18 protein-coding genes are annotated in these 23,853 nt (G+C 71.3%); 11 read left to right on the top strand and 7 right to left on the bottom strand.

Annotated elements, in window-relative coordinates:
• Positions 1-3: 3 nt before the first annotated feature.
• The gene (locus tag ACZ7G1_RS29105) at positions 4-927 is read right to left on the bottom strand and encodes a glycerophosphodiester phosphodiesterase (RefSeq protein ID WP_470871839.1); all 924 of its coding nucleotides are present in this window, start codon (positions 925-927) and stop codon (positions 4-6) included.
• Positions 928-1,097: 170 nt separating this feature from the next.
• Here ACZ7G1_RS29105 and ACZ7G1_RS29100 point away from each other — a divergent pair, with 170 nt between their 5' ends.
• Positions 1,098-1,853, top strand: coding sequence for an IclR family transcriptional regulator (locus tag ACZ7G1_RS29100; RefSeq protein WP_470871837.1), 756 nt, complete (start codon positions 1,098-1,100; stop codon positions 1,851-1,853).
• A gap of 164 nt (positions 1,854-2,017) precedes the next feature.
• The gene (locus tag ACZ7G1_RS29095; protein WP_470871835.1) at positions 2,018-2,488 is read left to right on the top strand and encodes a hypothetical protein; all 471 of its coding nucleotides are present in this window, start codon (positions 2,018-2,020) and stop codon (positions 2,486-2,488) included.
• 77 nt (positions 2,489-2,565) lie between these two features.
• Here ACZ7G1_RS29095 and ACZ7G1_RS29090 read toward each other — a convergent pair whose 3' ends face one another.
• The 4 genes from ACZ7G1_RS29090 to ACZ7G1_RS29075 all read right to left on the bottom strand — a co-directional run bounded on the left by ACZ7G1_RS29090 (position 2,566) and on the right by ACZ7G1_RS29075 (position 7,443).
• Positions 2,566-4,008 carry a GH1 family beta-glucosidase gene (locus ACZ7G1_RS29090; protein WP_470871833.1) on the bottom strand — a complete coding sequence of 481 codons (1,443 nt, stop codon included), beginning with the start codon at positions 4,006-4,008 and terminating at the stop codon, positions 2,566-2,568.
• Between the two features lie 67 nt (positions 4,009-4,075).
• Complete coding sequence (locus ACZ7G1_RS29085; protein ID WP_470871831.1) at positions 4,076-4,993, bottom strand: carbohydrate ABC transporter permease; 918 nt, start codon at positions 4,991-4,993, stop codon at positions 4,076-4,078.
• 4 nt (positions 4,994-4,997) lie between these two features.
• Positions 4,998-6,002 carry a carbohydrate ABC transporter permease gene (locus tag ACZ7G1_RS29080; protein ID WP_470871829.1) on the bottom strand — a complete coding sequence of 335 codons (1,005 nt, stop codon included), beginning with the start codon at positions 6,000-6,002 and terminating at the stop codon, positions 4,998-5,000.
• 91 nt (positions 6,003-6,093) lie between these two features.
• Positions 6,094-7,443, bottom strand: a complete 1,350-nt coding sequence (locus ACZ7G1_RS29075) for an ABC transporter substrate-binding protein (protein ID WP_470871827.1) — start codon at positions 7,441-7,443, stop codon at positions 6,094-6,096.
• Between the two features lie 356 nt (positions 7,444-7,799).
• Between ACZ7G1_RS29075 and ACZ7G1_RS29070 the strand changes: the two genes are divergently transcribed.
• The gene (locus tag ACZ7G1_RS29070; protein WP_470871825.1) at positions 7,800-8,822 is read left to right on the top strand and encodes a LacI family DNA-binding transcriptional regulator; all 1,023 of its coding nucleotides are present in this window, start codon (positions 7,800-7,802) and stop codon (positions 8,820-8,822) included.
• An 80-nt stretch (positions 8,823-8,902) separates the two neighbouring features.
• On the opposite strand, the gene ACZ7G1_RS29065 is transcribed toward ACZ7G1_RS29070, so the two are convergent.
• Positions 8,903-10,681: a glycoside hydrolase family 6 protein gene (locus tag ACZ7G1_RS29065; protein ID WP_470871823.1), complete on the bottom strand. Its 1,779-nt coding sequence runs from the start codon at positions 10,679-10,681 to the stop codon at positions 8,903-8,905.
• Between the two features lie 17 nt (positions 10,682-10,698).
• Positions 10,699-12,273, bottom strand: a complete 1,575-nt coding sequence (locus tag ACZ7G1_RS29060) for a cellulase family glycosylhydrolase (RefSeq protein ID WP_470871821.1) — start codon at positions 12,271-12,273, stop codon at positions 10,699-10,701.
• 277 nt (positions 12,274-12,550) lie between these two features.
• Between ACZ7G1_RS29060 and ACZ7G1_RS29055 the strand changes: the two genes are divergently transcribed.
• The 8 genes from ACZ7G1_RS29055 (at position 12,551) to ACZ7G1_RS29020 (ending at position 23,779) form a co-directional block, all read left to right on the top strand.
• On the top strand, positions 12,551-15,460 hold the full coding sequence (locus tag ACZ7G1_RS29055; protein ID WP_470871819.1) for a glycoside hydrolase family 48 protein: 2,910 nt from the start codon (positions 12,551-12,553) through the stop codon (positions 15,458-15,460).
• 178 nt (positions 15,461-15,638) lie between these two features.
• The gene (locus ACZ7G1_RS29050) at positions 15,639-17,447 is read left to right on the top strand and encodes an aminotransferase class I/II-fold pyridoxal phosphate-dependent enzyme (protein WP_470871817.1); all 1,809 of its coding nucleotides are present in this window, start codon (positions 15,639-15,641) and stop codon (positions 17,445-17,447) included.
• Complete coding sequence (locus ACZ7G1_RS29045) at positions 17,444-18,247, top strand: phosphatidate cytidylyltransferase (RefSeq protein ID WP_470871815.1); 804 nt, start codon at positions 17,444-17,446, stop codon at positions 18,245-18,247. The genes ACZ7G1_RS29050 and ACZ7G1_RS29045 overlap by 4 nt, the downstream gene beginning before the upstream one ends.
• A 95-nt stretch (positions 18,248-18,342) precedes the next feature.
• Entirely contained in the window at positions 18,343-19,866 is a 1,524-nt protein-coding gene (arfA, locus tag ACZ7G1_RS29040; RefSeq protein WP_470871813.1) for an arabinosylfuranosidase ArfA, read from the top strand.
• Positions 19,867-20,026: 160 nt separating this feature from the next.
• Positions 20,027-21,310 (top strand): ABC transporter substrate-binding protein, encoded by a 1,284-nt coding sequence (locus tag ACZ7G1_RS29035; protein WP_470871811.1) that lies wholly within the window; start codon positions 20,027-20,029, stop codon positions 21,308-21,310.
• Entirely contained in the window at positions 21,310-22,320 is a 1,011-nt protein-coding gene (locus ACZ7G1_RS29030) for a carbohydrate ABC transporter permease (RefSeq protein WP_470871809.1), read from the top strand. Before ACZ7G1_RS29035 ends, ACZ7G1_RS29030 begins: the two co-directional genes overlap by 1 nt.
• Positions 22,317-23,177, top strand: a complete 861-nt coding sequence (locus ACZ7G1_RS29025; RefSeq protein ID WP_470871807.1) for a carbohydrate ABC transporter permease — start codon at positions 22,317-22,319, stop codon at positions 23,175-23,177. Before ACZ7G1_RS29030 ends, ACZ7G1_RS29025 begins: the two co-directional genes overlap by 4 nt.
• Complete coding sequence (locus ACZ7G1_RS29020) at positions 23,174-23,779, top strand: hypothetical protein (RefSeq protein WP_470871805.1); 606 nt, start codon at positions 23,174-23,176, stop codon at positions 23,777-23,779. The genes ACZ7G1_RS29025 and ACZ7G1_RS29020 overlap by 4 nt, the downstream gene beginning before the upstream one ends.
• Positions 23,780-23,853: the final 74 nt, after the last annotated feature.

Raw genomic sequence — 23,853 nt, 5'->3', positions numbered from 1 at the left:
GGCTCAGCCCGACCGGCCCGAGATCCAACCGCCCAGCTCGGTCGGGCGGTTGGTGATGATCCCGTCCACGCCGAGCCCGTCGAGCTCCTTCCAGCGGGCCGGCAGGTCGACCGTCCACACGTTCACCGCCACCCCCGCCGCGTGGAGCTCCCCGACCACCTCGGGACGGGCCGAGAGACCGGCGTCCGAGACGTTGTACGCGGAAAGGTCCAGCTGCTCGGCGACCGCGACCGGATCCGCGTCCGGCTTCACCCGCAGCAACCCCAGCGGAAGCTCGGGCGCGAGCTCGTGCGCGTACCGCAGCGACGGGACGTCGAAGCTCTGCACGAAGACCCGGCCGCCCATGTCCTGCTCCCGGACGTCCCGCACGATCCGGGCGACCTGGGCGCGGGTGTGCGCGCCCTTGATCTCCAGGAGCAGGTTCCCGCCGCGCTCCCGGAGGTCCGCGAGCTGCGCGGCGAGCGTCGGGACACGGGCACCGGCGTACGCGGGCGCGAACCAGGAGCCGGCGTCGAGCCGGTCGAGTTCCGCGGAGGTCAGCGAGCGGACCCGGCCCGAGCCGTCGGTCGTCCGGTCCACGGTGGTGTCGTGGATGATGTACGGCACGCCGTCCCTGCTGGGCTGGACGTCGTTCTCGATCCACTTCGCCCCGCCCCGCCGCGCCACCTCGTCGGAGACCAGGGTGTTCTCCGGCGCGGCCGACGGCGCGCCCCGGTGGGCGATCACGATCAGCGGCTCCCCGGCCGCACGGACCCAGGGACCCTCCGCCTTCGCGGCGAGCGGCGCGGCCGGGCGGGGCGCGGAGCGTGAGGGGGGAGCGGCGACCACGAAGGCCGCCCCCACGACGGCCACGCCGACCACCGTGGTGGCCAGCGCGATGTTCCTGCGCCGCCGTGACCTGGGGGCGGACCGCTGAGCGTCTCTCATGAGGGGACACCCTACGCGCGCCGGGTCGCCGTCCAGGCCCGGACCCGGCGACACGACGAGCGGACCGAGCCCTTCGTCGATTCGTCCGGGTCTGCGGCATGGTGGGAGACCGGCCCGGAGCCGTGCCATCGGGGGACCACGGCTGGGGCGTGAGGAGTCGGGGGAGACTCATGAACACCGCTAAGGGACGTGGTGCGGCAGGCGGCGTGGTGACCTCGGAGGCCGGCGGGACGACCGGACGGGTGCCGGCGCAGGAGCGCGGCCGGGGCGTCCTCGAAGGGGCGTTCGCGCTGCTCGACGCCCTGCGCAGGAGCGGCGACGAGGCCGGAGTGACCGAGCTCGCCCTCGCCTGCGGGGTGCCGAAGGGCAGCGTGCACCGGCTGCTCGACCAGCTCGTCGCCGTCGGCGCGGTCGAGCGCAGGGGCAACCGCTACCGGGTCGGCCCGCAGCTCTACCGCCTCGGCCAGGCCTGGGAACCGCACCCCGGCCTGGTGCCCGCCGCCCGGCTGCCGCTCCAGCGGCTCCGGGGCGTCACCGGCGCCAGCGTCGTCCTCACCGTGATGCGCGAGGACATGGCCCTCATCGTCGGCTCGGTGCCCGGGGACCTGGAACCCGTGCTGCCGGTCCGCGACGGCATCGCGTTCCGGCTCGACACCGCCGCCGGGAAGGCCCTGCGAGGCCCCCGCGCGACCGGAGCGGTCCTGGACCGGGAGGACGTCATGGAGGGGGTGTGCTGCGCCTCGCTGCCGGTCCGCGCGCCGGACGGGCGTACCGTGGCCGCGCTCGCCGGCATGGTCCCCGCGGGCCGCAGGCTCGACGTGCTCGCCCAGGCCGTCGCCGAGGCGGGGGCCGCCATCACCCGTGCGCTGGCCCGGGGCGGCCAGCGAAGACCGGCTCCGTATCCGGCGCCCGCCCTCGTCCTCTGAAGACCTTTTCCGGCTCCGTTCCATCCAGCGGAACGCGCGTAGAACCGGGGCGGTCCGGCCGGGCACAGTGAGTGTCGTGCCGGGGGGAAACGGCACACCGGCCCGCCGAGAACGGCGGACCGGGACTCATGTCACACCAGTGACCCGATATGTGGGGGGACCACATGCGCAAGAACCGAATCGTCCGACTGGCCGCCACCGCCCTGCTCGGACTCGGCACCGTCGGCGCCTTCGCCGGCACCGCGCACGCCGAGCCGATCGACTACGTGAAGATCGAGCTCTTCGAGCTGCACTGCCAGCAGAACAGCGAGGGCGACCACGACGAGGCCTACCTCAAGATCACCGACGCCAACGGCAACGCCGTCAAGGTGTGGCCCGGCAACGGCATCAGCTACCAGACCATGGGCACCGGCTACGTCCGCTCCATGGCCGACGGCAACGGCAACGCAGCCCTCATCCTCGGCAAGGAGCAGGCCCGGACCCTGACCCTCTGGGACAAGGACACCTTCGGCGGCGACGACAAGCTGGGCTCCACGCTCGTCACCGGCAGCGAGGTCGGCGCCGAGACCCAGTGGCGCACGGTCGAGGGCTCCGGCGGCGTCTACGTCATCGGCTACCGCGTCATCGACATCTGAGCAGCCGTCACTCCATGAGGAAGGGCCGTACCGGGCGACCGGTACGGCCCTTCCCCCCTTTGCTCCCTCTGCCGGGATCAGCCGGCGTCCGGCGCGAGCAGCTCGCCCGACCGCGCCACCCGCGCGTACCAGCGCGCGCTCGACTTCGGCGTCCGCTCCAGCGTGTCGTAGTCCACCCGGACCGCGCCGAACCGCTTCGCGTACCCGTACGCCCACTCGAAGTTGTCGAGCAGCGACCAGAGGAAGTAGCCGCGCACGTCCACCCCGTCGGTCATCGCCCGGTGCACGGCCTCCAGATGCGCGTGCACGAAGGCGGCCCGCTCCGGATCGTGGACCGTACCGTCCTCGCCGACCACGTCCTCGTACGCCGCCCCGTTCTCGCTGATCACCAGCGGGAGTTCGGGATACGCGGCGGCGACCCGGGTCAGCAGGTCGTACAGCGCGCTCGGGTCGACCGCCCAGCCCATCGCCGTCGGCTCGCCCGGCGCCCGGTGGAAGGCCACCGAGTCCGCGCCGGGCCACGGCGAGAACGCGCTGTTGCCGTGCCCGTCGTCCTGCGGCTTCTCGGCGCCCTCCGGGACCTCGGACACCACCGTCGGCGTGTAGTAGTTGATCGCCAGGAGGTCCAGCGGCTGGTTCGCCGTCGCGGTGTCGCCGTCGCGGACGAAGGACCAGTCCGTCAGGTGGGCCGTGTCGGCCAGCAGGTCCTCGGGGTACGCGCCCTCCAGCATCGGGCCGAGCCACACCCGGTTGCCGACCGCGTCGATCCGGCGGGCCGCTTCGAGGTCCGCGGCGGAGCCGGTCAGCGGCCGCACCTCGTGCAGGTTCAGCGAGACCGCGATCTGCCGGTCCGCGGGCAGCGAGGCCCGCAGCGCCTGGACCGCGAGGCCGTGGCCCAGGTTCAGGTGGTGCGCGGCCCGCAGCGCGGCCACCGGGTCCGTACGGCCGGGGGCGTGGACCCCGGAGCCGTACCCCAGAAAGGCGCTGCACCAGGGCTCGTTGAGCGTCGTCCACCGCTTGACCCGGTCGCCGAGGGCGTCGGCGACGAGCCCCGCGTACTCGGCGAACCGCTCGGCGGTCGCGCGCTCGGGCCAGCCGCCCGCGTCCTCCAGGTCCTGCGGCAGGTCCCAGTGATAGAGCGTCAGGGCCGGCTCGATCCCGGCGGCGAGCAGCTCGTCGACGAGCTCCCGGTAGAAGTCCAGGCCCTTCTGGACCGCCGGACCGCGCCCGGTGGGCTGCACCCGGGACCAGGAGACGGAGAACCGGTAGGCGTTCAGGCCGAGTTCGGACATGATGCCGACGTCCTCGCGGAACCGGTGGTAGTGGTCCACGGCCACGTCGCCGGTGTGGCCCTCGAAGACCTTGCCGGGGGTGTGCGAGAAGGTGTCCCAGATGGACGGAGTACGGCCGTCCTCCGCCGCCGCTCCCTCGATCTGGTACGCGGCGGTGGCCGCGCCCCAGAGGAAGTCGGGCGGGAACGAACGGGTGGCGGTGAGCGGCCGGGTTTCGGACGCGGTCATAGGAGAGCGCTCCCAACGCGGGTACGGGATGATGACGTTCGGACAGGGGGTACGGGCGGTACGGCGGTCAGCTCTTGACGGCGCCGGCCGTGATGCCGCCCACGATGTGCTTGCCCAGGAAGGCGAAGACGAGAAGCAGCGGCACGGTGGATATCAGCGCGCCGGTCAGCACCACGGCGTGGTCCACGGTGTGGTTGCCCGCGCCGAGCCCGGCGAGCGCCACCTGGAGGGTGGGGCTTCCGTCCGGGGTGAGGGCGATGAACGGCCAGAAGAAGTCGTTCCAGGCCTGCACGAAGACCAGCATGCCGAGCACGGCCATGGCCGGCCTGGCGACCGGGAACACCACGTGCCAGATGATCCGCAGGCTGTGCGCCCCGTCCATCCGGGCCGCCTCCACCAGCTCCATCGGCAGCGCCTCCACCAGGAACTGGCGCATGAAGAAGACGCCGAAGGCGGCGACGAGCGAGGGCAGTACGACCGACTGCAGCTGGTCGAACCACCCCAGGTCGGTGATGATCTGGTACAGCGGGATGACGCTGAGCTGCGGCGGGATCGTCATGGTGGCGACCACCAGGGAGAGCAGCATGCCCCGGCCGCGGAACGGCAGCTTGGCGAAGGCGAAGCCGGCGAGCGTGGAGAACAGCACGGTGGACAGGGCCACCAGGCTCGCCACGATCGTGGTGTTGATCAGCGCCTCGCCCATGTCGACCTGGTTCCAGGCGAAGCTCAGGTTGTCCAGGAGACGCTTGCCCGGCAGCAGCGGCGCCGGGGCCTCCACCACCCGCTCGCCGGTGTGCGAGGCGGCGACCACGTTCCAGTACAGCGGGAAGAGCGAGACGAACGCGGCCACCACGAGCAGCACGTAGGTGAGCGGTCCCGCGTGGTGCTGCCGGCCGGCGGACTGGCCGAAGCGGCGCCCGGGGCGGGCCGCCGGTGCCTTCGGGTCCCCGGTCTCGGTCGGTGTCGTGTCGAGTGTGCGGGCCATGAGGTCAGCCCCCCAGCTTCTTGCGGTTCCAGCGGGACACGAGCGCCTGGACGCCCCCGAGCAGGAGCAGGAGCAGCAGCATGACCCAGGCGATGGCCGATGCCTGGCCCAGCGCGCCGGTGACCCAGCCCTTCTCGTACATCAGCAGGCTCAGCGTCTGGAACTGGTTGCCGCTGCCGCCGCTGATGCCGACGCTGCCGCCGAAGAGCATCGGCTCGCCGAAGAGCTGGGTGGCGCCGATGGTCGAGACGATGATCGTGAAGAGGATCGTCGGCCGGATCGAGGGGATCGTGACGCTGATGAACTGGCGCCAGCGCGAGGCGCCGTCGAGGGAGGCCGCCTCGTAGAGGTCCTGCGGCACGGCCTGCATGGCGGCCAGGTAGATCAGCGCGTTGTAGCCCGTCCAGCGCCAGGTGACGATCACCGAGATGGCGATCTGCGCCGGCCACTTGGACGACTCCCAGTTCACCGGGTCGAAGCCGATCCAGCCGAGAAGGCCGTTGATCATGCCGTAGTCGGTGTTGAACAGCTGGGCGAAGACCAGGGTCGCCGCCGCGATCGAGGTGGCGTACGGGGCGAGGATCGCGACCCGGAAGAAGCCGCGGCCCCGGAGCTTGTAGTTGAGCAGGTGCGCCAGGCCCAGGGCCATCAGCAGCTGCGGAACGGTCGAGATCACCCCGATGGTGAAGGTGTTGGCGAGCGCGTTCCAGAAGAACTCGCTGGTCGCGAGGTCGGTGTAGTTCTCGAGGCCCTTCCACGTCGGGTCGCCGCCGAGCTCGACCCGGTTGAGCGAGAGCCAGCCCGTGTAGAGCAGCGGGAAGAGCCCGAAGGCCGCGAAGGTGAGGAAGAAGGGGGCGACGAAGACGTACGGGATCGCCTTCAGGTCCCAGCGGTAGAGGGTGCTGCGCCAGCCGCCCGAGGAGGAGCGGTGGCTCCGGGGGCCGGTGGAGGAGGGCGGTGCGGCGGGCGGCGGGGAGCCGTCAGGCCTCGCCCGAACGGAGGTGGCCACGGGGGCGTCCTTCCAGGTCGATGCGTGCGGTGGTGCGGACGGGTGCCGGCCCGCCGCCCGCAGGCTGCGGCGGGCCGGCACACGGTCCCCGCTACTGGTCGATCTTGTCGTCGACCAGCTTCTTGACGTTCTCCCAGGCCTTGGCCGGGTCGGTGCCGCGCTGCTCGATGTCGAGGATGCCGTTGTCGGTGAGGAAGGTCTTCACCTGGCCGTCGTAGCGGCTGATGACGGCGGGGGTGATGCCGGCCGCCGCGCTGGAGAAGATCTTGCCGACCGGGGTGTCGCCGAAGTACGGCAGCTTGGCGTCCTGGACCGCCGAGGAGGCGAGCGTGTCCTTGGACGAGGGGATGTTGCCGTTGACCGCGAACACCTTGGCGTGCTGGGCGGGGGCGGTCAGCCAGGCGGCCAGCTCGGCGGCCTCCTTGGTGTGCTTGCCGGCCTTGGGCACGGCGAGGAAGGAGCCGCCCCAGTTGCCGGCGACCGGCGGCGCGGCGATGTCCCACTTGCCCTGGTTGCCGGGTCCTGCCTGGTCCTTGATGATGCCGGTCATCCAGCTCGGGCAGGCGACGGTGGCGAACTTCGAGTTCTTGAAGGCCGCGTTCCAGGTGCCCTTCTCGTCGAACTGGCGGAGCTTGGCGGTGAGGCCGCCCTGGGCCGCCTTCACGGCGGTGTCCCAGGCCTTCTTCACGCCGGGGCTGTTCTCCCAGTCGAGCTCGCCGCTCGTGTTGGCGTACTGCACCGGGTCGCTGGAGACGACGGCGTTGAACAGGCCGCTCGCGGAGTCGTGGAAGGCGGTGCCGGCGGGCGCGGCGGCCTTGTACTTCTCGCCGGTCGCGAGGAACTTGGCCCAGTCGCCGGCCCACAGCTTGCCGACCTCGTCGCGGTCGGTGGGCAGCTTGGCCTTGGCGAAGAGGTCCTTGTTGTAGCAGATGGCCATCGGGCCGATGTCGGTGCCGAGGGCGATGACCTTGCCGTCGCCCGTGGTGGCCTGCTTGACCTTCCAGTCCAGGTAGGCCGAGGTGTCCGCGCCGCCCTCCTTGCCCAGGTCGACCCACTTGCCCGCCATCGCCGTGCCGGTCGCCTCGGCGATGTAGCCGACCTCGACGGCCTGGATGTCGGCGACGCCGCTGTTCTGGGCGAGGCGCAGCTTCAGCGTGTCCCAGTACTTCTGACCGTCGGAGACGTTCGACTCCTCGATCTTGATGTTCGGGTGGAGCCGCTCGTACTCGGCGTACAGCTTGGCGCCGGTCTTGTTGTCGTAGCCGAAGGAACCGAAGGTCCCGATCCGCAGCGTGATCTTCTCGGAGCCCGCGGTGCCCTTGCCGCCCTTGCCGCTCTCGTCGTCGCTGCCGCAACCGGTGAGCAGGGTCGTGCCGGTCACGACGACGGCGACCGCCGCGATCGCCGCACGGCGTCCGCGTCTGCTGCTGGAAGTGCGCATTCCACTCTCCTCGTCCAAGGTGGTGCTCGTTGTGCGCCATGAGGCCCGGCCGGCGATCGCGGCTCGGCGGCTGCCCTGCGGGGCCTGATGCAGGTTGTGTGCGTCCCGGATGGGAGCGCTCCCACGTCGTTGCCGGAAGGTTGCTGCCTGGCGGGTGTGGGTGTCAAGACATGAACGCGGATTCGTTACCGGAAGGTTTTCCGGGGTTTTCGCGGCACTCCGCCGTGACATCGACGTCATCTCCTGAACGCGGACGCGTGGCGTCGGGGGGTGACCGTGGACTAGTGTGGGAGCGCTCCCATCCCTTCGTGGCCGTGGTGAGCAGCGCGTTGTCCTACGAGGGGAGTTCGGCGATTGTGAACGGACGGCAGAGCGGCAGACCCACCCTGGAGCAGGTAGCGGCCCGGGCCGGGGTCGGCCGGGGCACGGTCTCCCGGGTCATCAACGGCTCCCCGCGGGTGAGCGAACAGACCAGGGCGGCCGTCGCCAGAGCCGTCGCCGAACTCGGCTACGTGCCCAACCAGGCCGCCCGCGCCCTGGCGGGCAGCCGCACCGACGCGATCGCCCTCGTCATCCCCGAGGCCGAGGCCAGGCTCTTCGCCGAGCCCTACTTCCTCGACCTCATCCGGGGCGTCAGCGCCGAACTCGCCGAGGCCGACAAACAGCTCCTGCTCACCCTGGTGCGCAGCGAGCAGGAACGGCAGCGCTTCGAGCAGTACCTCGCCGCCCAGCGCGTCGACGGGGTCCTCCTCGCCTCCGTGCACGGCGACGACCCGCTCCCCGACCGCATCCGCGAACTGGGCCTCCCGGTCGTCATGAACGGCCGCCGCGCGGAGGCCGAACCCGTGCCGTACGTCGACTCCGACAACATCGGGGCCGGGCGGGCAGCCGTCGCCCACCTCGTGGGCCGCGGCCGGAGCCGCATCGCCACCGTCACCGGACCGCTCGACATGTACGTGGCACGGGCCCGGCTCGGCGGATACCGCGCCGGCCTCGCGGAGGCCGGCCACGCCCCCGACGAGGCCCTGGTCGCCGCCGGCGACTTCACCGAGGAGGGCGGGCGGCGCGCCATGCGGGAGCTCCTCGACCGGAGCCCGGACCTGGACGCCGTCTTCGCCGCATCCGACGTCATGGCGGCGGGCGCGCGCGGGGCGCTGCGGGCCGCGGGGCGGCGGGTGCCCGAGGACGTGGCGCTCGTGGGGGTGGACGACTCGGCGGTCGCGCGGCTGATGGACCCGCCGCTGACGAGCGTGCGGCAGCCGATCGAGGAGATGGGGCGGACGATGGCGCGGATGCTGATCGGGGAGATCGCCCAGACGGCGGTGGAGACGCGCAGCCAGGTGCTCCCCACGGAGCTGATCGTGCGGGCGTCCTGCTGACTCCGGCCCGTCGCGGGCATGCTTCCGCGGCCGGCCGGGACCCGGGGGTCCGGCCGGCCGCAGGCCTCGTCAGAGAGGTGCTACAGCGCCGGGTAGGCGTTCTTCAGGAGCTCCTGGAACTGGGCCGAGAACCACTTGCCGGCCAGGGGGGCGTCCGGCAGGGAGCCCGACATGCTGTTCCCGTTGCGGACGTTGCCCGTGTAGGTGGGGTCGCACATCCGGTCGAAGCCCTTGCCCTCGGTGTTCGGGATCTCCTTGGAGGCGCCGTCGGACTCGCCCGGGGGCTTCATCCAGACGTAGGCGTCGATGCCCGCGGCGGGCGCCGCCTTGGGCCGCTCGCCGAGACCCGCTCCGGCCTGGTTGCACCAGTTGCCGGGGTTGAGCCGGCGGTCGGTGCGGCTGCCCTCGATGTAGGCGTCGATCGAGGTCTTCGCCGCGGGGGCGGTGGGCCGGTTGGCTCCGCCCCAGCCGTTGCGGGAGGTGTCGATGAGCATGCCGATCTTGCTGTCGAAGCCGATCGAGACCAGCTTGTCGCGCATGGCCTGGGCGTACGACTGCTCGTCGACGTACTGGTTCCAGTCGACCCACTTCGACTGGCGCACGGTCGTGCCGTTGACGGTGTCGGTGACGGAGAAGTACGGCTCGACGGTGGCGCTGTAGTTGGCGGTGTTCACGATGAAGCCCTGGACGTTCGCCAGGGTGGAGCCCTCGGCGGTGGCGGCCTGCTTGAACAGGTCGGCGGAGGGGCCGAAGTTGGAGTCCCAGCCGAGCCAGCCGTGGTGGCCCGCGTCGAGGTAGTTGTAGACGTTGGGGATCGCGCCGAGCTTCTTCAGCGCGTACCCGACGCCCTTGATGTAGTTGCCGTTCGCCTTCATGACGTTGCAGTTCGCCGTCTCGGTCGGGCGGCCGGCGACGTTGGTGACGAGGTTGGGCAGGGAGTCGATCTCGACGGTGGTGACGATGCGGAGACCCGCGTACTTCGGGTCGGCGAAGATCGCCGCGATCGGGTCGATGTACTCGGTCTTGTAGCGGTCGATCTCGGTGGCGCCCAGCTCGCCGTTGGAGGCGAGCGCGGCACAGTCGCGGCCGGGCAGGTTGTAGATGACGAACTGGACGGTCAGCTCGCCGGTGCCCTTCTGCTCCAGGGCCTTGTCGAGGTGGGCGCGGATGCCCATGGCGCCGTTCGCCCCGTTGATGGCGGCGATGCGGTCGATCCAGATGCCGGTGGGCTGGTTGGCGACCTTGGCGCCGCCCGGCTCGGCGGCGGCGTTGGCGGACCACTCGGGGTTCACGTACATCTTGGCGCCGACGTACGGGTTGTCGGCCTTGGAGCCGGCCGGCGGGGTGGTCGGCGGGGTCGTGGGCGGAGTGGTGGGGGGTGTCGTCGGGGGAGTGGTCGGCGGTGTGGTGGGCGGGGTGGTCGGTGGGTCGACGACGCCGTTGCAGGTGACGCCGTTGAGCTTGAAGCTCGTCGGGATGGCGTTGGTGCCGCTGTACGAGCCGTTGAAGCCGAAGGACGTGGAACCGCCGGTGGTGAGCGTGCCGTTGTACGACATGTTCTTGGCGGTGACGGCGGCGCCGGACTGGGTGATGGTGGCGTTCCAGCCCTGGGTGACCTGCTGGTTGCCGCCGTAGATCCACTCGACGGTCCAGGCGGCCACCGGGTCACCGGTGTTGGTGAGGGTCACGTTGGCGCCGAAGCCGGTGTTCCACTGGTTGGTGATCTGGTAGTCGACCTTGCAGCCGGGAGTGGCCGCGCCGGCGGTGGTGCCGAGGACGGTGGCGGTGGCGCCGGTGGCGGTGATCAGGCCGAGTGCCGCCAGGAGGGCGGTGCGGCCGGTGCTACTGGTGCGGCTCATGCGGGTGGGGGTTCCTTTCAGGAGGTGAGGGCGCGCAGGTGGTCGCGCAGCCCGATGCCGAACGCGGTGGGTGTGCCGTCGTACGAAGTGATCAGCGCGGGACCGGAGTTGCAGTTCCAGGTGTTCCAGGTCCAGCCCAGGTACGAGAGGCCGCGGTCGTCGAACCACTTCATGACGCGGTCGATGAACGCGTGTCCGCAGGTGTTCTCGCCGATCTCGCCTGCGAGCAGGGGGACTTGGGCGGCGACCGGTGCGAGGGTGTCGTTCCAGCACGTCTCGGTGGAGCAGGTGTTGAAGTTGTAGACGTGCCAGGCGGCGGCCAGATTCGCCGCCGGGTCCGTGGGGCGGTACGTGAGCCACTGGGTGAGGTCGTTGGAGTACGCGATGCCCGGGACGAGGACGAGGTTCTTCGCCCCCGTGGCGCGGACCGCGTCCACCAGGTCCTGCATGCCGGCGACTTCGTATCCGATGCCGGGGCAGGTGCCGCCGTCGCGCCAGCACGTCCATGCCTGGGTCGCGGTGGAGGTCGCCCGGTCGGGATAGGGCTCGTTGAACAGGTCGAAGACGACCCGCTTGTCGTTCTTGAAGGTGTTCGCCACCGAGGTCCAGAACGCCGGGGTGTACTGGGCGTCGGGCATCGGCTTCTGGCAGGTGGCGTACACGTCGGCGCAGCCCGAGGAGTTGCCGGTGTACTGGCCGTGGGTCCAGTGCAGTTCGACCACGGGGGTCATGCCGTGGGCGAGGACCCTGGCCACCAGGTCCTTCACCGCGTTGACGTAGTTCGCGCCGCGGTACTCGGGCTTGACGTTGTCCAGGCCGAGCCAGCACTCCTCGTTGAGGGGAATGCGGACGGTGTTGGCCTTCCAGTCGGCGATGGCCTTGACCGAGGCGTCGTCGACGGGACCGTCGAAGAAGCCGTAGCCCTGGACGCACATGAACTCGCCGCCGGAGCGGTTGACGCCGAGGAGCCGGCGGACCGCGCCGTTCTGGTCGGTGAACTTGTTGCCGGTGACGGTCAGTTGGGGCGCGCCGGCGGCCGGGGTCGGCGGCGGGCTGGTCGGCGGAGGGGTCGTCGGGGGAGGGGTGGTCGGGGGTGTCGTCGGGTCGGTGGGGGTCGGCGTCGGCGTCGTGGTCGACGGCGTCGGCGTCGGGGTCGGGGTCGGGGTCGGTCCTTCGGTGGCGCACGGGGTGCCGTTGAGCGTGAAGGCGGCGGGGGCCGGGTTGGCGCCCGTCCAGGAGGCGAGGAAGCCCCCCGAGACCTTTCCGCCCGTGGGGAGGGCGGCGTTCCAGCTCTCGTTCACCACCGTGACGGCCGCCCCGGACTGGGTCCACTTCCCGCCCCAGCCCTGGCTGACGACCTGGCCGGACGGGAAGGAGAAGCCGAGGCTCCAACCTTGGAGCGCGGCGCCGTTGTTGGTGAGGGTGACGGCGCCCTGGAAGCCGCCGGACCACTGGCCGGTGACCGCGTACTCGACGGTGCAGACGGGTGCGGCCGCTGCTCCTGCGGTCGAACCCATGACGGCGAAGGCGGTACTCGCCATCGTGAGCGCCGCTCCTGCGAGCAGCGCGGACAGACGTGGGGGATGTCGCATGAGCGAGTCCTCACAGCGAGGGCACGCCTCTGATGGCGTGCCGACTGGGTGGAACCGCTCCCACTGGTCGGGGCAGACCGTAGCGTCAACTAGCGCCAAGCAAAAGAGGGGTTGGGTAAATTTCCGCCTCATCCGCCTTCGACTCTTCACACACCTTGACGCCGTTGCGGCTCAACTGCACAGTGGGAGCGCTCCCACTGGTTCAGGGCTTGTTCCCGAGGGCCCATCCCGCTCTTCGCAACCCCCATCCTCCCGAGCCGCGAGGAGAACCACCCGCATGCCACGACCACTCGTACGCCGACCACGCCGGCAGCTGACCGCGCTGGCCGCGGCGCTCTCACTGCCCCTCGGCCTCACGGCCGTCGGCGCCACCACCGCGCAGGCCGCGGCGGTGCAGTGCAGCGTCGACTACAAGACGAACGACTGGGGTTCGGGCTTCACCGCCGAACTCACCCTCACCAACCGGGCCACCACCGCGCTCAACGGCTGGACCCTCACGTACTCCTACGCCGGCGACCAGAAGCTCACCAACGGCTGGAACGGCGTCTGGTCCCAGTCCGGCAAGAACGTCACGGTGACCAACGCGTCCTGGAACGGCACCCTCGCCGCCGGCGCCGCCACCTCCACCGGTGCCCAGTTCACCTACAGCGGGACCAACGCCGCACCGACCGGCTTCGCGGTCAACGGCACCTCCTGCACCGGCGCCCACCAGCCCCCGGTCGCGGTCCTGACCAGCCCGGCCGCCGGGGCCGTGTACACCGAGGGCGACGCGGTGCCGCTCGCCGCCACCGCCGCCGCGGCCGACAGCGCCACCGTGAGCAAGGTGGAGTTCTACAGCGACACCACGCTCCTCGGCACCGACACCACCGCGCCCTTCACCCACAGCGCCGCCGGTCTCGCGACCGGCGCCCACTCCCTCTACGCCAAGGCCTACGACAGCCTCGGCGCCTCCGCCGAGTCCGCGCCCGTCGGCATCACCGTCGCCGCCGGACCCGCGCTCGTCGCGACACCGAGCCAGCTCGGCGTACGCCAGGGCGCCACGGGCACCTTCGACCTGAAGCTCTCCACCGCGCCGACCGCCAACGTCACGGTGACAGTCGCCCGTACCTCGGGCAACACCAACCTCACCGCGACCCCGGCCACCCTCACCTTCACCCCGGCGAACTGGAACACCGCCCAGAAGGTGACCGTCGCCGCCGCGGCCACCGGCACCGGATCGGCCGTCTTCACCGCGACCGCGCCCGGTCACGCCAAGGCCGAGGTCACCGCCACCCAGCTGGCCGCGAACTCCACGTACGACGCCCGCTTCCTCGACCTGCACGGGAAGATCACCAACCCGGCCAACGGCTACTTCTCGCCCGAGGGCATCCCGTACCACTCCGTCGAGACCCTGATCGTCGAGGCCCCCGACCACGGCCACGAGACGACCTCGGAGGCGTACAGCTACCTCATCTGGCTCCAGGCCATGTACGGGAAGATCACCGGCGACTGGACCAAGTTCAACGGCGCCTGGGACACCATGGAGAAATTCATGATCCCCACCCACGCCGACCAGCCCACCACCGGCAGCTACAACGCCTCGAAGCCGGCCACCTACGCCCCCGAGTGGGACCTCCCCTCGCAGTACCCGGCGAAGCTCGACGGCGGCGTCACCTCGGGCACCGACCCGATCGCCGGCGAGCTCAAGAGCGCCTACGGCACCGACGACATCTACGGCATGCACTGGATCCAGGACGTCGACAACGTCTACGGCTTCGGCAACGAGCCCGGCAAGTGCTCCGCCGGACCGACGGCGACCGGCCCCTCCTACATCAACACCTTCCAGCGCGGCCCCCAGGAGTCCGTCTGGGAGACCGTCACCCACCCCACCTGCGACAAGTTCGCCTACGGCGGCAAGAACGGCTACCTCGACCTGTTCACCGGGGACTCCTCCTACGCCAAGCAGTGGAAGTTCACCAACGCCCCCGACGCCGACGCCCGCGCCATCCAGGCCGCCTACTGGGCCGACCTCTGGGCCAAGGAGCAGGGCAAGGGCGGCCAGGTCAGCGCGACCGTCGGCAAGGCCGCCAAGATGGGCGACTACCTGCGGTACGCCATGTTCGACAAGTACTTCAAGAAGATCGGCAACTGCGTCGGCCCGACCGTCTGCCCCGCCGGCACCGGCAAGGACAGCTCCACCTACCTGCTCTCCTGGTACTACGCCTGGGGCGGCGCCACCGACACCTCCGCCGGCTGGTCCTGGCGCATCGGCTCCAGCCACAACCACAGCGGCTACCAGAACCCGCTGGCCGCGTACGCGCTCAGCCAGTACACCCCGCTGAAGCCCAAGTCCGCGACGGGCCAGACCGACTGGGCGACCAGCCTCGGCCGCCAGCTGGAGTTCTACCGCTGGCTCCAGTCCGACGAGGGCGGCATCGCGGGCGGCGCCACCAACAGCTGGCAGGGCCGCTACGCCACCCCGCCGGCTGGCACGCCCACCTTCTACGGCATGTTCTACGACGAGAAGCCCGTCTACCACGACCCGGCGTCGAACCAGTGGTTCGGCTTCCAGGCCTGGTCGATGGAGCGGGTCGCCGAGTACTACCAGCAGACCGGTGACGCCAAGGCGAAGACCGTCCTCGACAAGTGGGTCTCCTGGGCACTCTCCAAGACCACGATCAACCCGGACGGCACCTACCGCATCCCCTCCACCCTCCAGTGGTCCGGCGCCCCCGACACCTGGAACGCGGCGAGCCCCGGCGCCAACGCCGGCCTGCACGTCACCGTCGCCGACTACACCGACGACGTCGGCGTCGCCGCCGCCTACGCCAAGACGCTCACCTACTACGCGGCCAAGTCCGGCCACGCGGAGGCCAAGCGCGTCGCCAAGGCGCTCCTCGACGGCATGTGGGACCACCACCAGGACCCGCTGGGCATCTCCGTCCCCGAGACCCGCGCCGACTACAACCGCTTCGACGACCCGGTCTACGTCCCCAGCGGCTGGACCGGCACCATGCCCAACGGCGACGCGGTGAACTCCTCGTCGACCTTCGCCTCGATCCGCTCCTTCTACAAGAACGACCCGGCCTGGCCCAAGATCGAGGCCTACCTGGCGGGCGGCGCCGCCCCCGTCTTCACCTACCACCGGTTCTGGGCCCAGGCGGACATCGCCCTGGCCATGGGCTCGTACGCGGAGCTGCTCGAATAGCAGCCCGCCCCGCAGGAGGACGGCTCCGCGTACGACGAGACCGGGCGGACCCCGAAAGGGGCCCGCCCGGTCTTCCGTCGTTTCGCGCACTCCCTGGTGAGTACGGCTACTCAGGTAGCGTCACCCCCCGCTCCTCCATGCTGAGGCGCGACCGCCCGCCCGCCCCATGGGGAGACACATGACCCACGCCCTGCACCTGCGCACCGCCACGCCCCAGGACCACGACTGGATCCACGAACTGCGCCACCGCGTCTACGCGGAGGAGCTGGGGCAGCACCCGACCAACCCGGCGGGGCGGCTCGCCGACGGGCTCGACGGCCACAACGTGTACCTCGTCGCCGCGCGCGGGGAGACGCGGATCGGTTTCGTCAGCCTCACCCCGCCCTGGGTCGGCCGCTACTCCCTCGACAAGTACCTGACGCGCGAGGAGCTCCCGCTCCTCGCGGAGGCACCGTTCGAGATACGCGTCCTGACCGTCGAGGAACGCTGGCGCAGCACCGCCGCCGCGCCCCTCCTCATGTACGCGGCGCTGCGCTGGGTCGCCGCCCGGGGCGGCAGCCAGGTGGTGGCGATGGGCCGCACCGAACTGCTCGACATGTACCTCGCGGCCGGACTGCGGCCGCTGGGGCGGACGATCCACTCGGGCGCGGTCTCCTTCGAGGTGCTCAGCGGCTCCGTGGCCGAACTGACGAGAGGGGTGGCGGAGCGCCACGGCCGGACCCTGGAGCGGCTGCGGGCCGGCCTCGACTGGGAGCTGGACGTGCCGTTCGCGCCGCGCGCCGACGGCTGCGAGCACGGCGGCGCCTTCTTCTCCGCGATCGGCACGGACTTCAGGACCCTGAGCCGCCGTCACGAGGTCGTCCCCGCCGACGTCCTCGACGCCTGGTTCCCGCCCGCTCCCCAGGTCCGCGCCGTCCTCGCGGAGGACCCGGGATGGGCGGCCAGGACCTCGCCGCCGACCGGGGCGGAAGGGCTGCTCGCGGAGCTCGCCGAGGTCCGCGGGCTCCCGGTGGAGTCGCTGGTCGTCGGGGCGGGCTCGTCGGACCTGATCTTCCGGGCGTTCGGCCGCCGGCTGACGCCGGAGAGCCGCGTACTCCTGCTCGATCCGAGCTACGGCGAGTACGCCCACGTCACCGAGCGGGTGATCGGCTGCCGGGTCGACCGGATCCGGCTGCGCCGCGAGGACGACTGGGTGCTCGACCCGGCCCGGCTGGCCGCCGCCACCCGCGAGGGCGCCTACGACCTCGTGGTGGTGGTCAACCCCAACAACCCGACCGGCCGCCACGCTCCCGCCGACGCCCTGCGCGCGGTGATCGAGGCGACGCCCGCCCGGACCCGCTGGTGGATCGACGAGGCCTACCTGGGCTACGTCGATCCGGAGGACTCGCTGGCCGGTCTCGCCTCGGTCGACCCCCGGGTCGTGGTCTGCACCTCCCTGTCGAAGCTGTACGCACTCTCCGGCATGCGGGCCGCGTACCTGGTGGCCGACCCGGAGACGGCGGGGGAGCTGCGGCGCTGGACGCCCCCGTGGCCCGTGAGCCTGCCGGCCCAGCTGGCCGCCGTGACGGCGCTGCGCGACCCCGGCTACTACGCGGAACAGCGGGCGCGCACCGCCGTCCTGCGCCGGGAGCTCGCCGCCGGCCTGGCGGAACTCGACGGCTTCGCCTCCGTCGACGAGGGCGTCGCGAACTTCCTCACCGTGTCCCTGCCGCCGGACGGGCCCAGCGCGGCCCGGCTGGTGGGCGAGTGCCGCCGCCACGACGTGTACCTGCGCGACCTGTCGCCGATGTCCCCGGCGTACGAGGGCAGGACCTTCCGCGTCGCCGTCCGTGACACGGCGGAGAACGCGCGGATCGTGGCGGCCTGCCGGAGCGCGCTGGAGACGCTGCGGACGCCGGTTCCGGGCGCGCCGGCGGTGGCGGACGGGGCTGAGGCGGCGGGCGCGCCGGCGGTGTCGGGTGTCGTGAGCGGGGCGGGCTCCCGGTGACGACGGTGGCCGCTCTCGTGCCCTATCTCGGCGGGGCGCTGGCGGGCGGGGGGCTCGTGGTGGCGGCGACCCGGAAGCGTGAGCTGATGGTCCGCTGGTGTGTGTGGGCGGTCGGCGTGCCGCTGGTCACGGCCGCGTTCTGGTGCGGGCCGCCGGGGATCGCCGTGCTGGCGGCCGTGGTCGGGGTGGTCGCCGTGGCCGAGTACGGCGGACTGCTGAAGCTGGGCGCGGTGGACCGCGTCCTGCTCGGCGCGGCCGTCGTCGGGCTCGTCCTGACCGTGTGGCTCGCGCCCGGAGAGGTGCTCCGGGTGGCGGCGGTCGGGGCGCTCGCGATCGCCGGGGCACCGCTGCTCTCGGGGGACGCGGAGCACGGGCTTCGACGCCTGGCGGCGGGGCTGTTGGGGCTCGTGTGGCTGGGTGTCCTGGCCGGTCTGGTGTCGGTGGGCGCCCTCGGGCTCGTGCTCTTCGTGGCCGTGTCGATCGCGGACATCGTCGCGTACGCGGCGGGGAGCCGTTTCGGCGGTCCCCGGCTCTCCCCGCTGTCGCCGGCCAAGCGGTGGAGCGGCACGCTGGCGGGGGCGGTGGCCGGTCTGGGCGCGCTCGCGGTGCTGTCGTCGCTGACCTGGCAGACGGCGGTGGCCGTGGCGGTGGGCGGTCCGCTCGGGGATCTGCTGGAGTCGATGGTCAAGCGGGGTGCCCGGGCGAAGGACGCGGGGAGTTGGCTGGCCGGCGCCGGTGGTCTGCTCGACCGGATCGACTCGCTCCTCGTCGCCCTGGCGGTGGTGCTGGTCCTGGGCTGAGATCCATTGACGCACGCGATCTCCCCTCCTACGTTCTCGTTCGGACATACGACCGTCGGTCGATATTTCGAACGTCTTGAACGAGAGGGAATCGCGTGTCCCACCCCGAACACCCCACCCGCACCGCTCGTTTCACCCTCGACCCCGACTTCACCGTCGGCCCCGTTGACCCGCGCCTGTTCGGCTCCTTCGTCGAACACCTCGGGCGCTGCGTCTACACCGGCATCCACGAGCCCGGCCACCCCGCCGCCGACGAGGACGGTCTGCGCACCGACGTCCTCGCACTCGTCCGCGAGCTGGGCGTCACCGCGATCCGCTACCCCGGCGGCAACTTCGTCTCCGGGTACCGCTGGGAGGACGGCGTCGGGCCCGTCGAGCAGCGCCCGCGCCGGCTCGACGTCGCCTGGCGCACCACCGAGACCAACCGCTTCGGCCTGAGCGAGTTCATGGCCTTCCTGCGGAAGCTCGGCCCGCAGGCCGAGCCGATGATGGCACTCAACCTCGGCACCCGGGGCATCGCCGAGGCCATGGACCTCGTCGAGTACGCCAACCACCCCGGCGGCACCGAACTCTCCGACCGGCGGATCGCGCACGGCGACAAAGACCCCTTCGGCATCCGGCTCTGGTGCCTCGGCAACGAGATGGACGGCACCTGGCAGACCGGCCAGAAGACGGCGGAGGAGTACGGCAGGCTCGCCGCCCAGACCGCCCGCGCCCTGCGCCAGATCGACCCCGGGCTCGAACTCGTCGCCTGCGGCAGCTCGGGCCGCGACCTGCCGACCTTCGCCGCCTGGGAGGCGACGGTCCTGGCGGAGACGTACGAGGTGGTCGACCACGTCTCGCTGCACGCCTACTACGAGGAGACCGACGGAGACCGCGACTCCTTCCTCGCCTCCGGCGTCCACATGGAGGCCTTCATCGAGGAGGTGATCGCCACCTGCGACCACGTGGGCGCCCGGCTGAAGTCCCCGAAGAAGCTCACGCTCTCCTTCGACGAGTGGAACGTCTGGTACCAGCGCCGGCCGAACCCGCACCCGTTCGAGGACTGGCAGGAGGCGCCGAGGCTCCTGGAGGACGTGTACACCGTCACCGACGCGGTCGTCTTCGGCGGCCTGCTGATCGCCCTGCTCCGCCACGCGGACCGGATCGCGGCGGCTTGCCTCGCCCAGCTCGTGAACGTGATCGCCCCGATCATGACCGAACCCGGCGGCCCCGCCTGGCGCCAGACCACCTTCTTCCCCTTCGCACAGGCCTCCCGGTACGGCCGCGGGACCGTGCTGGACGTGCGGGTGGCCTCACCTGCGTACCCGACGGACCGGTACGGGGAGGTGCCGCTGCTGCACGCCACGGCCGTGCGGGACGAGGACGGCGGCGTGACCGTGTTCGCCGTCAACCGTGGCCGGAACGCGCCGCTGCCCCTTGAGGTGACGCTCCGGGGCCTCGGTCTCGACCGGGTCGTCGAGCACAGCGCGCTCGCCGACGAGGACCCCGAGGCGCGCAACACCCTGGACGAGCCCGAGCGGGTCGTGCCGCACCCGGTGGCGGGCACGGAGCTGGTGGACGGGGTGCTGCGGGCGGTCCTGGAGCCGATGTCCTGGAACGTGATCCGGCTGGCCTGACAGGCCCCCTGTTGAATCCTTTCAGCGCGGCGCTCGCGATGCCGCGTTCGAAGCGCTTCGAAAGATCCTGTCCGAAGCGTTGACGCGGCTGGCCCACGACCCTACTTTGTCCCAGCAAGCGCTTTCCTGAAACGTTCTAATCACGCGCGGAGGACGAACTGTGCGTACTCAAGGCACTGTTGACCGTCGGAACCTGCTGAAGGTCGCCGGCGGGTCGGTGGCCGCCCTCGGGCTGACCGCGGCGGGCTGCGGCACCGGCTCCGGCTCCGGAGACGGCACCGTCACCATCCGGTACACCTGGTGGGGCTCCGACGACCGGGCCAAGCGGATCAACCGGTCGATCGCCCTCTTCGAGAAGAAGTTCCCGAAGATCAAGGTCAAGACCGACTTCCAGCCCTACGCCGACTTCTGGAAGAAGTTCAACACCCAGGCGTCGGGGGGCAACGCACCGGACGTCTTCCAGAACGCCATCGGCTTCCTGCGCAAGTACGACGCGAAGAACGTCCTCCTCGACCTGCGCGAGCAGGTCGAGGAGGGCAACCTCCGCCTCGACGGCTTCCGGGCCGGCCTGGAGAAGTTCGGCGAGGTCGACGGCAAGCTGCTCGGCATACCCGTCGGCAGCAACTCGATGGCCCTCGTCATCGACCAGGCCGTCTTCACCAAGGCCGGCGTCACGCCCAGGCCCGGCTGGACCTGGGACGAGTACCACGACGCCCTCGCCCGCATCCGGCAGAGCCAGGGCAGGGCCGGCGACGCCGGCCCGTACGGGATCATGTACCTGTACGACCTCTACCTGCGCCAGCACGGCAAGGCGTTCTTCACCACCTCCGGCCTCGGCTTCACCGAGGCGGACCTCACCGACTGGTGGACCAAGGCCTTCGACCGCGTGAAGTCCGGCGTCTACGCCGACCCCAGGAAGACCATCCAGGCCAAGCCCAAGTCGGCCGTCACCGCCGAACTCGCCGGCTCCGAGTTCACCTGGGACAACTTCGCCGTCCGCTACACCGCCGAGGGCAAGAGCACCTACGGCCTCGCGCCCATCCCCACCACCGACGGCCACAAGACCGGCCAGTACCTCGGCTCCCTCATGCTCAGCGCCTCCAAGCGCACCAAACACCCCAAGGAAGCCGCCCAGTTCATCGACTTCATGGTCCACGACCCCGAAGTCGGCACGATCATGGGCTACGACCGAGGCGTCCCCTCCACCGAGGCCCAGTTCCGGGCGTACGTCCCCGCCGACGAGGTCGGCAAGCAGATCGCCGCCTACGAGAAGCAGCTCGTCGAGTCCCGCGTCCTGGAGCCCATCACCCCGCACCCGGCCGGCGCCGACGTCTGCGAAGCCGCGTTCCTGCGGCTCGCCGAAGAGATGTCCCTGGGCACGCGCCCCGTCGCCGACGCGGTGAAGCAGTACTTCACCGAGGCCAAGACGGCACTCTCCTCCTGATGGACACCGCCGTGACCACCGCACCGACCCCCGCGCCGGTGACCCGCCCCGACGGGGACACCGCTCCCGCGGCCTCCCCGTCCGGCGGCGCCCACCCGCCCGGCCGCACCCGCACCGCCAGGGCCCGCCGCGAGAACCTCGCCGGCTACCTCTTCATGTCCCCCTGGATCGCCGGCTTCCTCCTGCTCACCGCGGGCCCCATGGTCGCCTCCCTCTACTTCGCCTTCACCGACTACAACCTCTTCGACGCCCCGCGCTGGATCGGCCTCGACAACTTCACCGAGATGTTCGCCGACCCCCGCTGGCGCACCTCGGTCGAAGTCACCGGCTGGTACGTGGTCATCGGCACCCCGCTGAAACTGGCCGCCGCCCTCGGCGTCGCCCTCCTCCTCAACCAGAGCAGGCGCGGACAGGGCTTCTACCGGGCCGCGTTCTACGCGCCCTCCCTCATCGGCGCCAGCGTCTCCATCGCCATCGTCTGGCGCGCCCTCTTCTCCGACGGCGCCGCCGTCGACCGCGGCCAACAGCTCCTCGGCCTGGCGCCCGGCGGCTGGATCGGCGACCCCGACCGCATCATCTACGCCCTGGTCGCCCTGACCGTCTGGCAGTTCGGCGCCCCCATGGTCATCTTCCTCGCCGGCCTCAAGCAGGTCCCCCGCGAACTCCACGAGGCCGCGCAGGTCGACGGAGCCGGCCCCTGGCGACGGTTCTGGCACATCACCCTGCCCGTGATCTCCCCGGTCCTCTTCTTCAACGTCCTCCTGGAGACCATCCACTCCTTCCAGATCTTCGGCTCCGCCTACATCATCGGCAGCCAGGGCAACGCCTGCGGCCCCGCCGACGGCACCCTCGTCTACACCTGCTACCTCTACATCCAGGGCTTCGAGAACAGCCGCATGGGCCTCGCCTCCGCGATGGCCTGGATGCTGCTCCTCGCCGTCGGCCTCGTCACCGCCGTCCTTTTCTGGTCCCAGCGCCGCTGGGTGCACTACGAGGAGGGGGCCCGATGAGCCTCGCCCCACGAACCGGCCGGTCCCTCTCCGCGGGCTCCGTCGCCTGGCACCTCGGATCACTGGCCGTGCTCGCGGTCATCCTCTACCCGGTGGTGTGGGTGATCGGCGGCTCCTTCAAACCGAACGACGAGATCGTCGGCAGCCTCACCCTCTTCCCCGGCCACCCGATCACCGACAACTACCGGCGTCTTGCCGACGGCATCGCCGACATCCCCATCTCGACCTTCTTCGGCAACTCCCTCTTCCTGGCCGTCGGTTCGGTCATCGGCGTCCTCGTCTCCAGCTCGCTCGCCGCGTACGCCTTCGCCAAGATCGGTTTCGCCGGGCGGGGCCTGCTCTTCACCCTGATGATCGGCACGCTCCTCCTCCCGTACCACGTCCTGCTCATCCCGCAGTACGTGCTCTTCCAGAAGCTCGAACTCGTCAACACCTACGTGCCGTTGCTGCTCGGCAAGTACCTGGCGACGGACGCCTTCTTCGTCTTCCTCATCCTCCAGTTCATGCGCGGCCTGCCCAAGGAACTGGACGAGGCCGCCCGGCTCGACGGCTGCGGGCACCTCAGGACCTACTGGTCCATCGTCCTGCCCCTCTGCCGGCCCGCCCTCATCACCAGCGCGATCTTCACGTTCATCAACGCGTGGAACGACTTCATGGGTCCGCTCATCTACCTCAACGAACCCGAGAAGTACACCGTCTCCCTCGGCCTCAAGATGTTCGTCGACCAAGACGGCGTCGCCAACTACGGCGGCATGATCGCCATGTCCCTCGTCGCCCTCCTCCCCGTCATCGCCTTCTTCCTCGCCTTCCAGCGCTATCTCATCGACGGCATGGCCACCTCGGGCCTCAAGGGATGATCGCCCCCGGGCCCCGAGGTCCCCACTTCCTCGCCCGCTTCACCGTCTTCGCCGAATGCCTCCTCGTCGGCGTCTGGACCACCGTCGCCGCGATACCGCTGCTCACCCTTCCCGCCGCCCTCGCCGCCGGCGCCACCCACCTCCGGCGCTCGGCCGCCGGCGAACCGGCCGGCCTCCGCCACTTCGCCGCCGACCTGCGCCGCGCACTCCGGGCCGGCGGCAGCCCGCTCGGCCTCGCCTACCTCGCCGTCCTCGTCCTCGTCGGCGCCGACCTCTCCCTCGTACGAGCCCTCCCCGTACCCGGCGGCCGCGCCACCGGCACCCTCGCGCTCCTCACCGCCCTCTGGCTCACCGTGACACTCCTCCGCTCGGCCGTCACCTGGCGCCCCGGCCTCCCCTGGCGGCCCCTCCTCGGCCCCGCGGCCCGGCGGTCCCTCCGCGACCCGGCCGGCTCCCTGCTCATCATCTGCGGCCTGGCCGTCATCGCCGCCTCCGCCTGGCTCTCCCCGCCCCTGGCCTTGCCGGCCGTCGGCATCCTGATCGCCTCCGCCCAGGCGGCCGAGCAGCGACTGGGCCTGCGCGCCGCGGGCGCGGGCGCCTGACCTCCAGGGCCTCGCCCACCCCCGTGGTCCACAACGGGGTGGCGACGGTCCGGCACCCCGCCCCCCAACGCTTC

The organism is Streptomyces sp. NPDC037273, assembly GCF_055603625.1.
This window is presented reverse-complemented; position numbering and strand designations above follow the sequence as displayed.

What these genes read in the sequence shown, in the direction of transcription:
- ACZ7G1_RS29105 (WP_470871839.1), bottom strand. Translation starts at nt 927, where the DNA reads ATGAGAGACGCTCAGCGGTCCGCCCCCAGGTCACGGCGGCGCAGGAAC.
- ACZ7G1_RS29100 (WP_470871837.1), top strand. Translation starts at nt 1,098, where the DNA reads ATGAACACCGCTAAGGGACGTGGTGCGGCAGGCGGCGTGGTGACCTCG.
- ACZ7G1_RS29095 (WP_470871835.1), top strand. Translation starts at nt 2,018, where the DNA reads ATGCGCAAGAACCGAATCGTCCGACTGGCCGCCACCGCCCTGCTCGGA.
- ACZ7G1_RS29090 (WP_470871833.1), bottom strand. Translation starts at nt 4,008, where the DNA reads ATGACCGCGTCCGAAACCCGGCCGCTCACCGCCACCCGTTCGTTCCCG.
- ACZ7G1_RS29085 (WP_470871831.1), bottom strand. Translation starts at nt 4,993, where the DNA reads ATGGCCCGCACACTCGACACGACACCGACCGAGACCGGGGACCCGAAG.
- ACZ7G1_RS29075 (WP_470871827.1), bottom strand. Translation starts at nt 7,443, where the DNA reads ATGCGCACTTCCAGCAGCAGACGCGGACGCCGTGCGGCGATCGCGGCG.
- ACZ7G1_RS29065 (WP_470871823.1), bottom strand. Translation starts at nt 10,681, where the DNA reads ATGAGCCGCACCAGTAGCACCGGCCGCACCGCCCTCCTGGCGGCACTC.
- ACZ7G1_RS29060 (WP_470871821.1), bottom strand. Translation starts at nt 12,273, where the DNA reads ATGCGACATCCCCCACGTCTGTCCGCGCTGCTCGCAGGAGCGGCGCTC.
- ACZ7G1_RS29055 (WP_470871819.1), top strand. Translation starts at nt 12,551, where the DNA reads ATGCCACGACCACTCGTACGCCGACCACGCCGGCAGCTGACCGCGCTG.
- ACZ7G1_RS29050 (WP_470871817.1), top strand. Translation starts at nt 15,639, where the DNA reads ATGACCCACGCCCTGCACCTGCGCACCGCCACGCCCCAGGACCACGAC.
- ACZ7G1_RS29030 (WP_470871809.1), top strand. Translation starts at nt 21,310, where the DNA reads ATGGACACCGCCGTGACCACCGCACCGACCCCCGCGCCGGTGACCCGC.
- ACZ7G1_RS29025 (WP_470871807.1), top strand. Translation starts at nt 22,317, where the DNA reads ATGAGCCTCGCCCCACGAACCGGCCGGTCCCTCTCCGCGGGCTCCGTC.
- ACZ7G1_RS29020 (WP_470871805.1), top strand. Translation starts at nt 23,174, where the DNA reads ATGATCGCCCCCGGGCCCCGAGGTCCCCACTTCCTCGCCCGCTTCACC.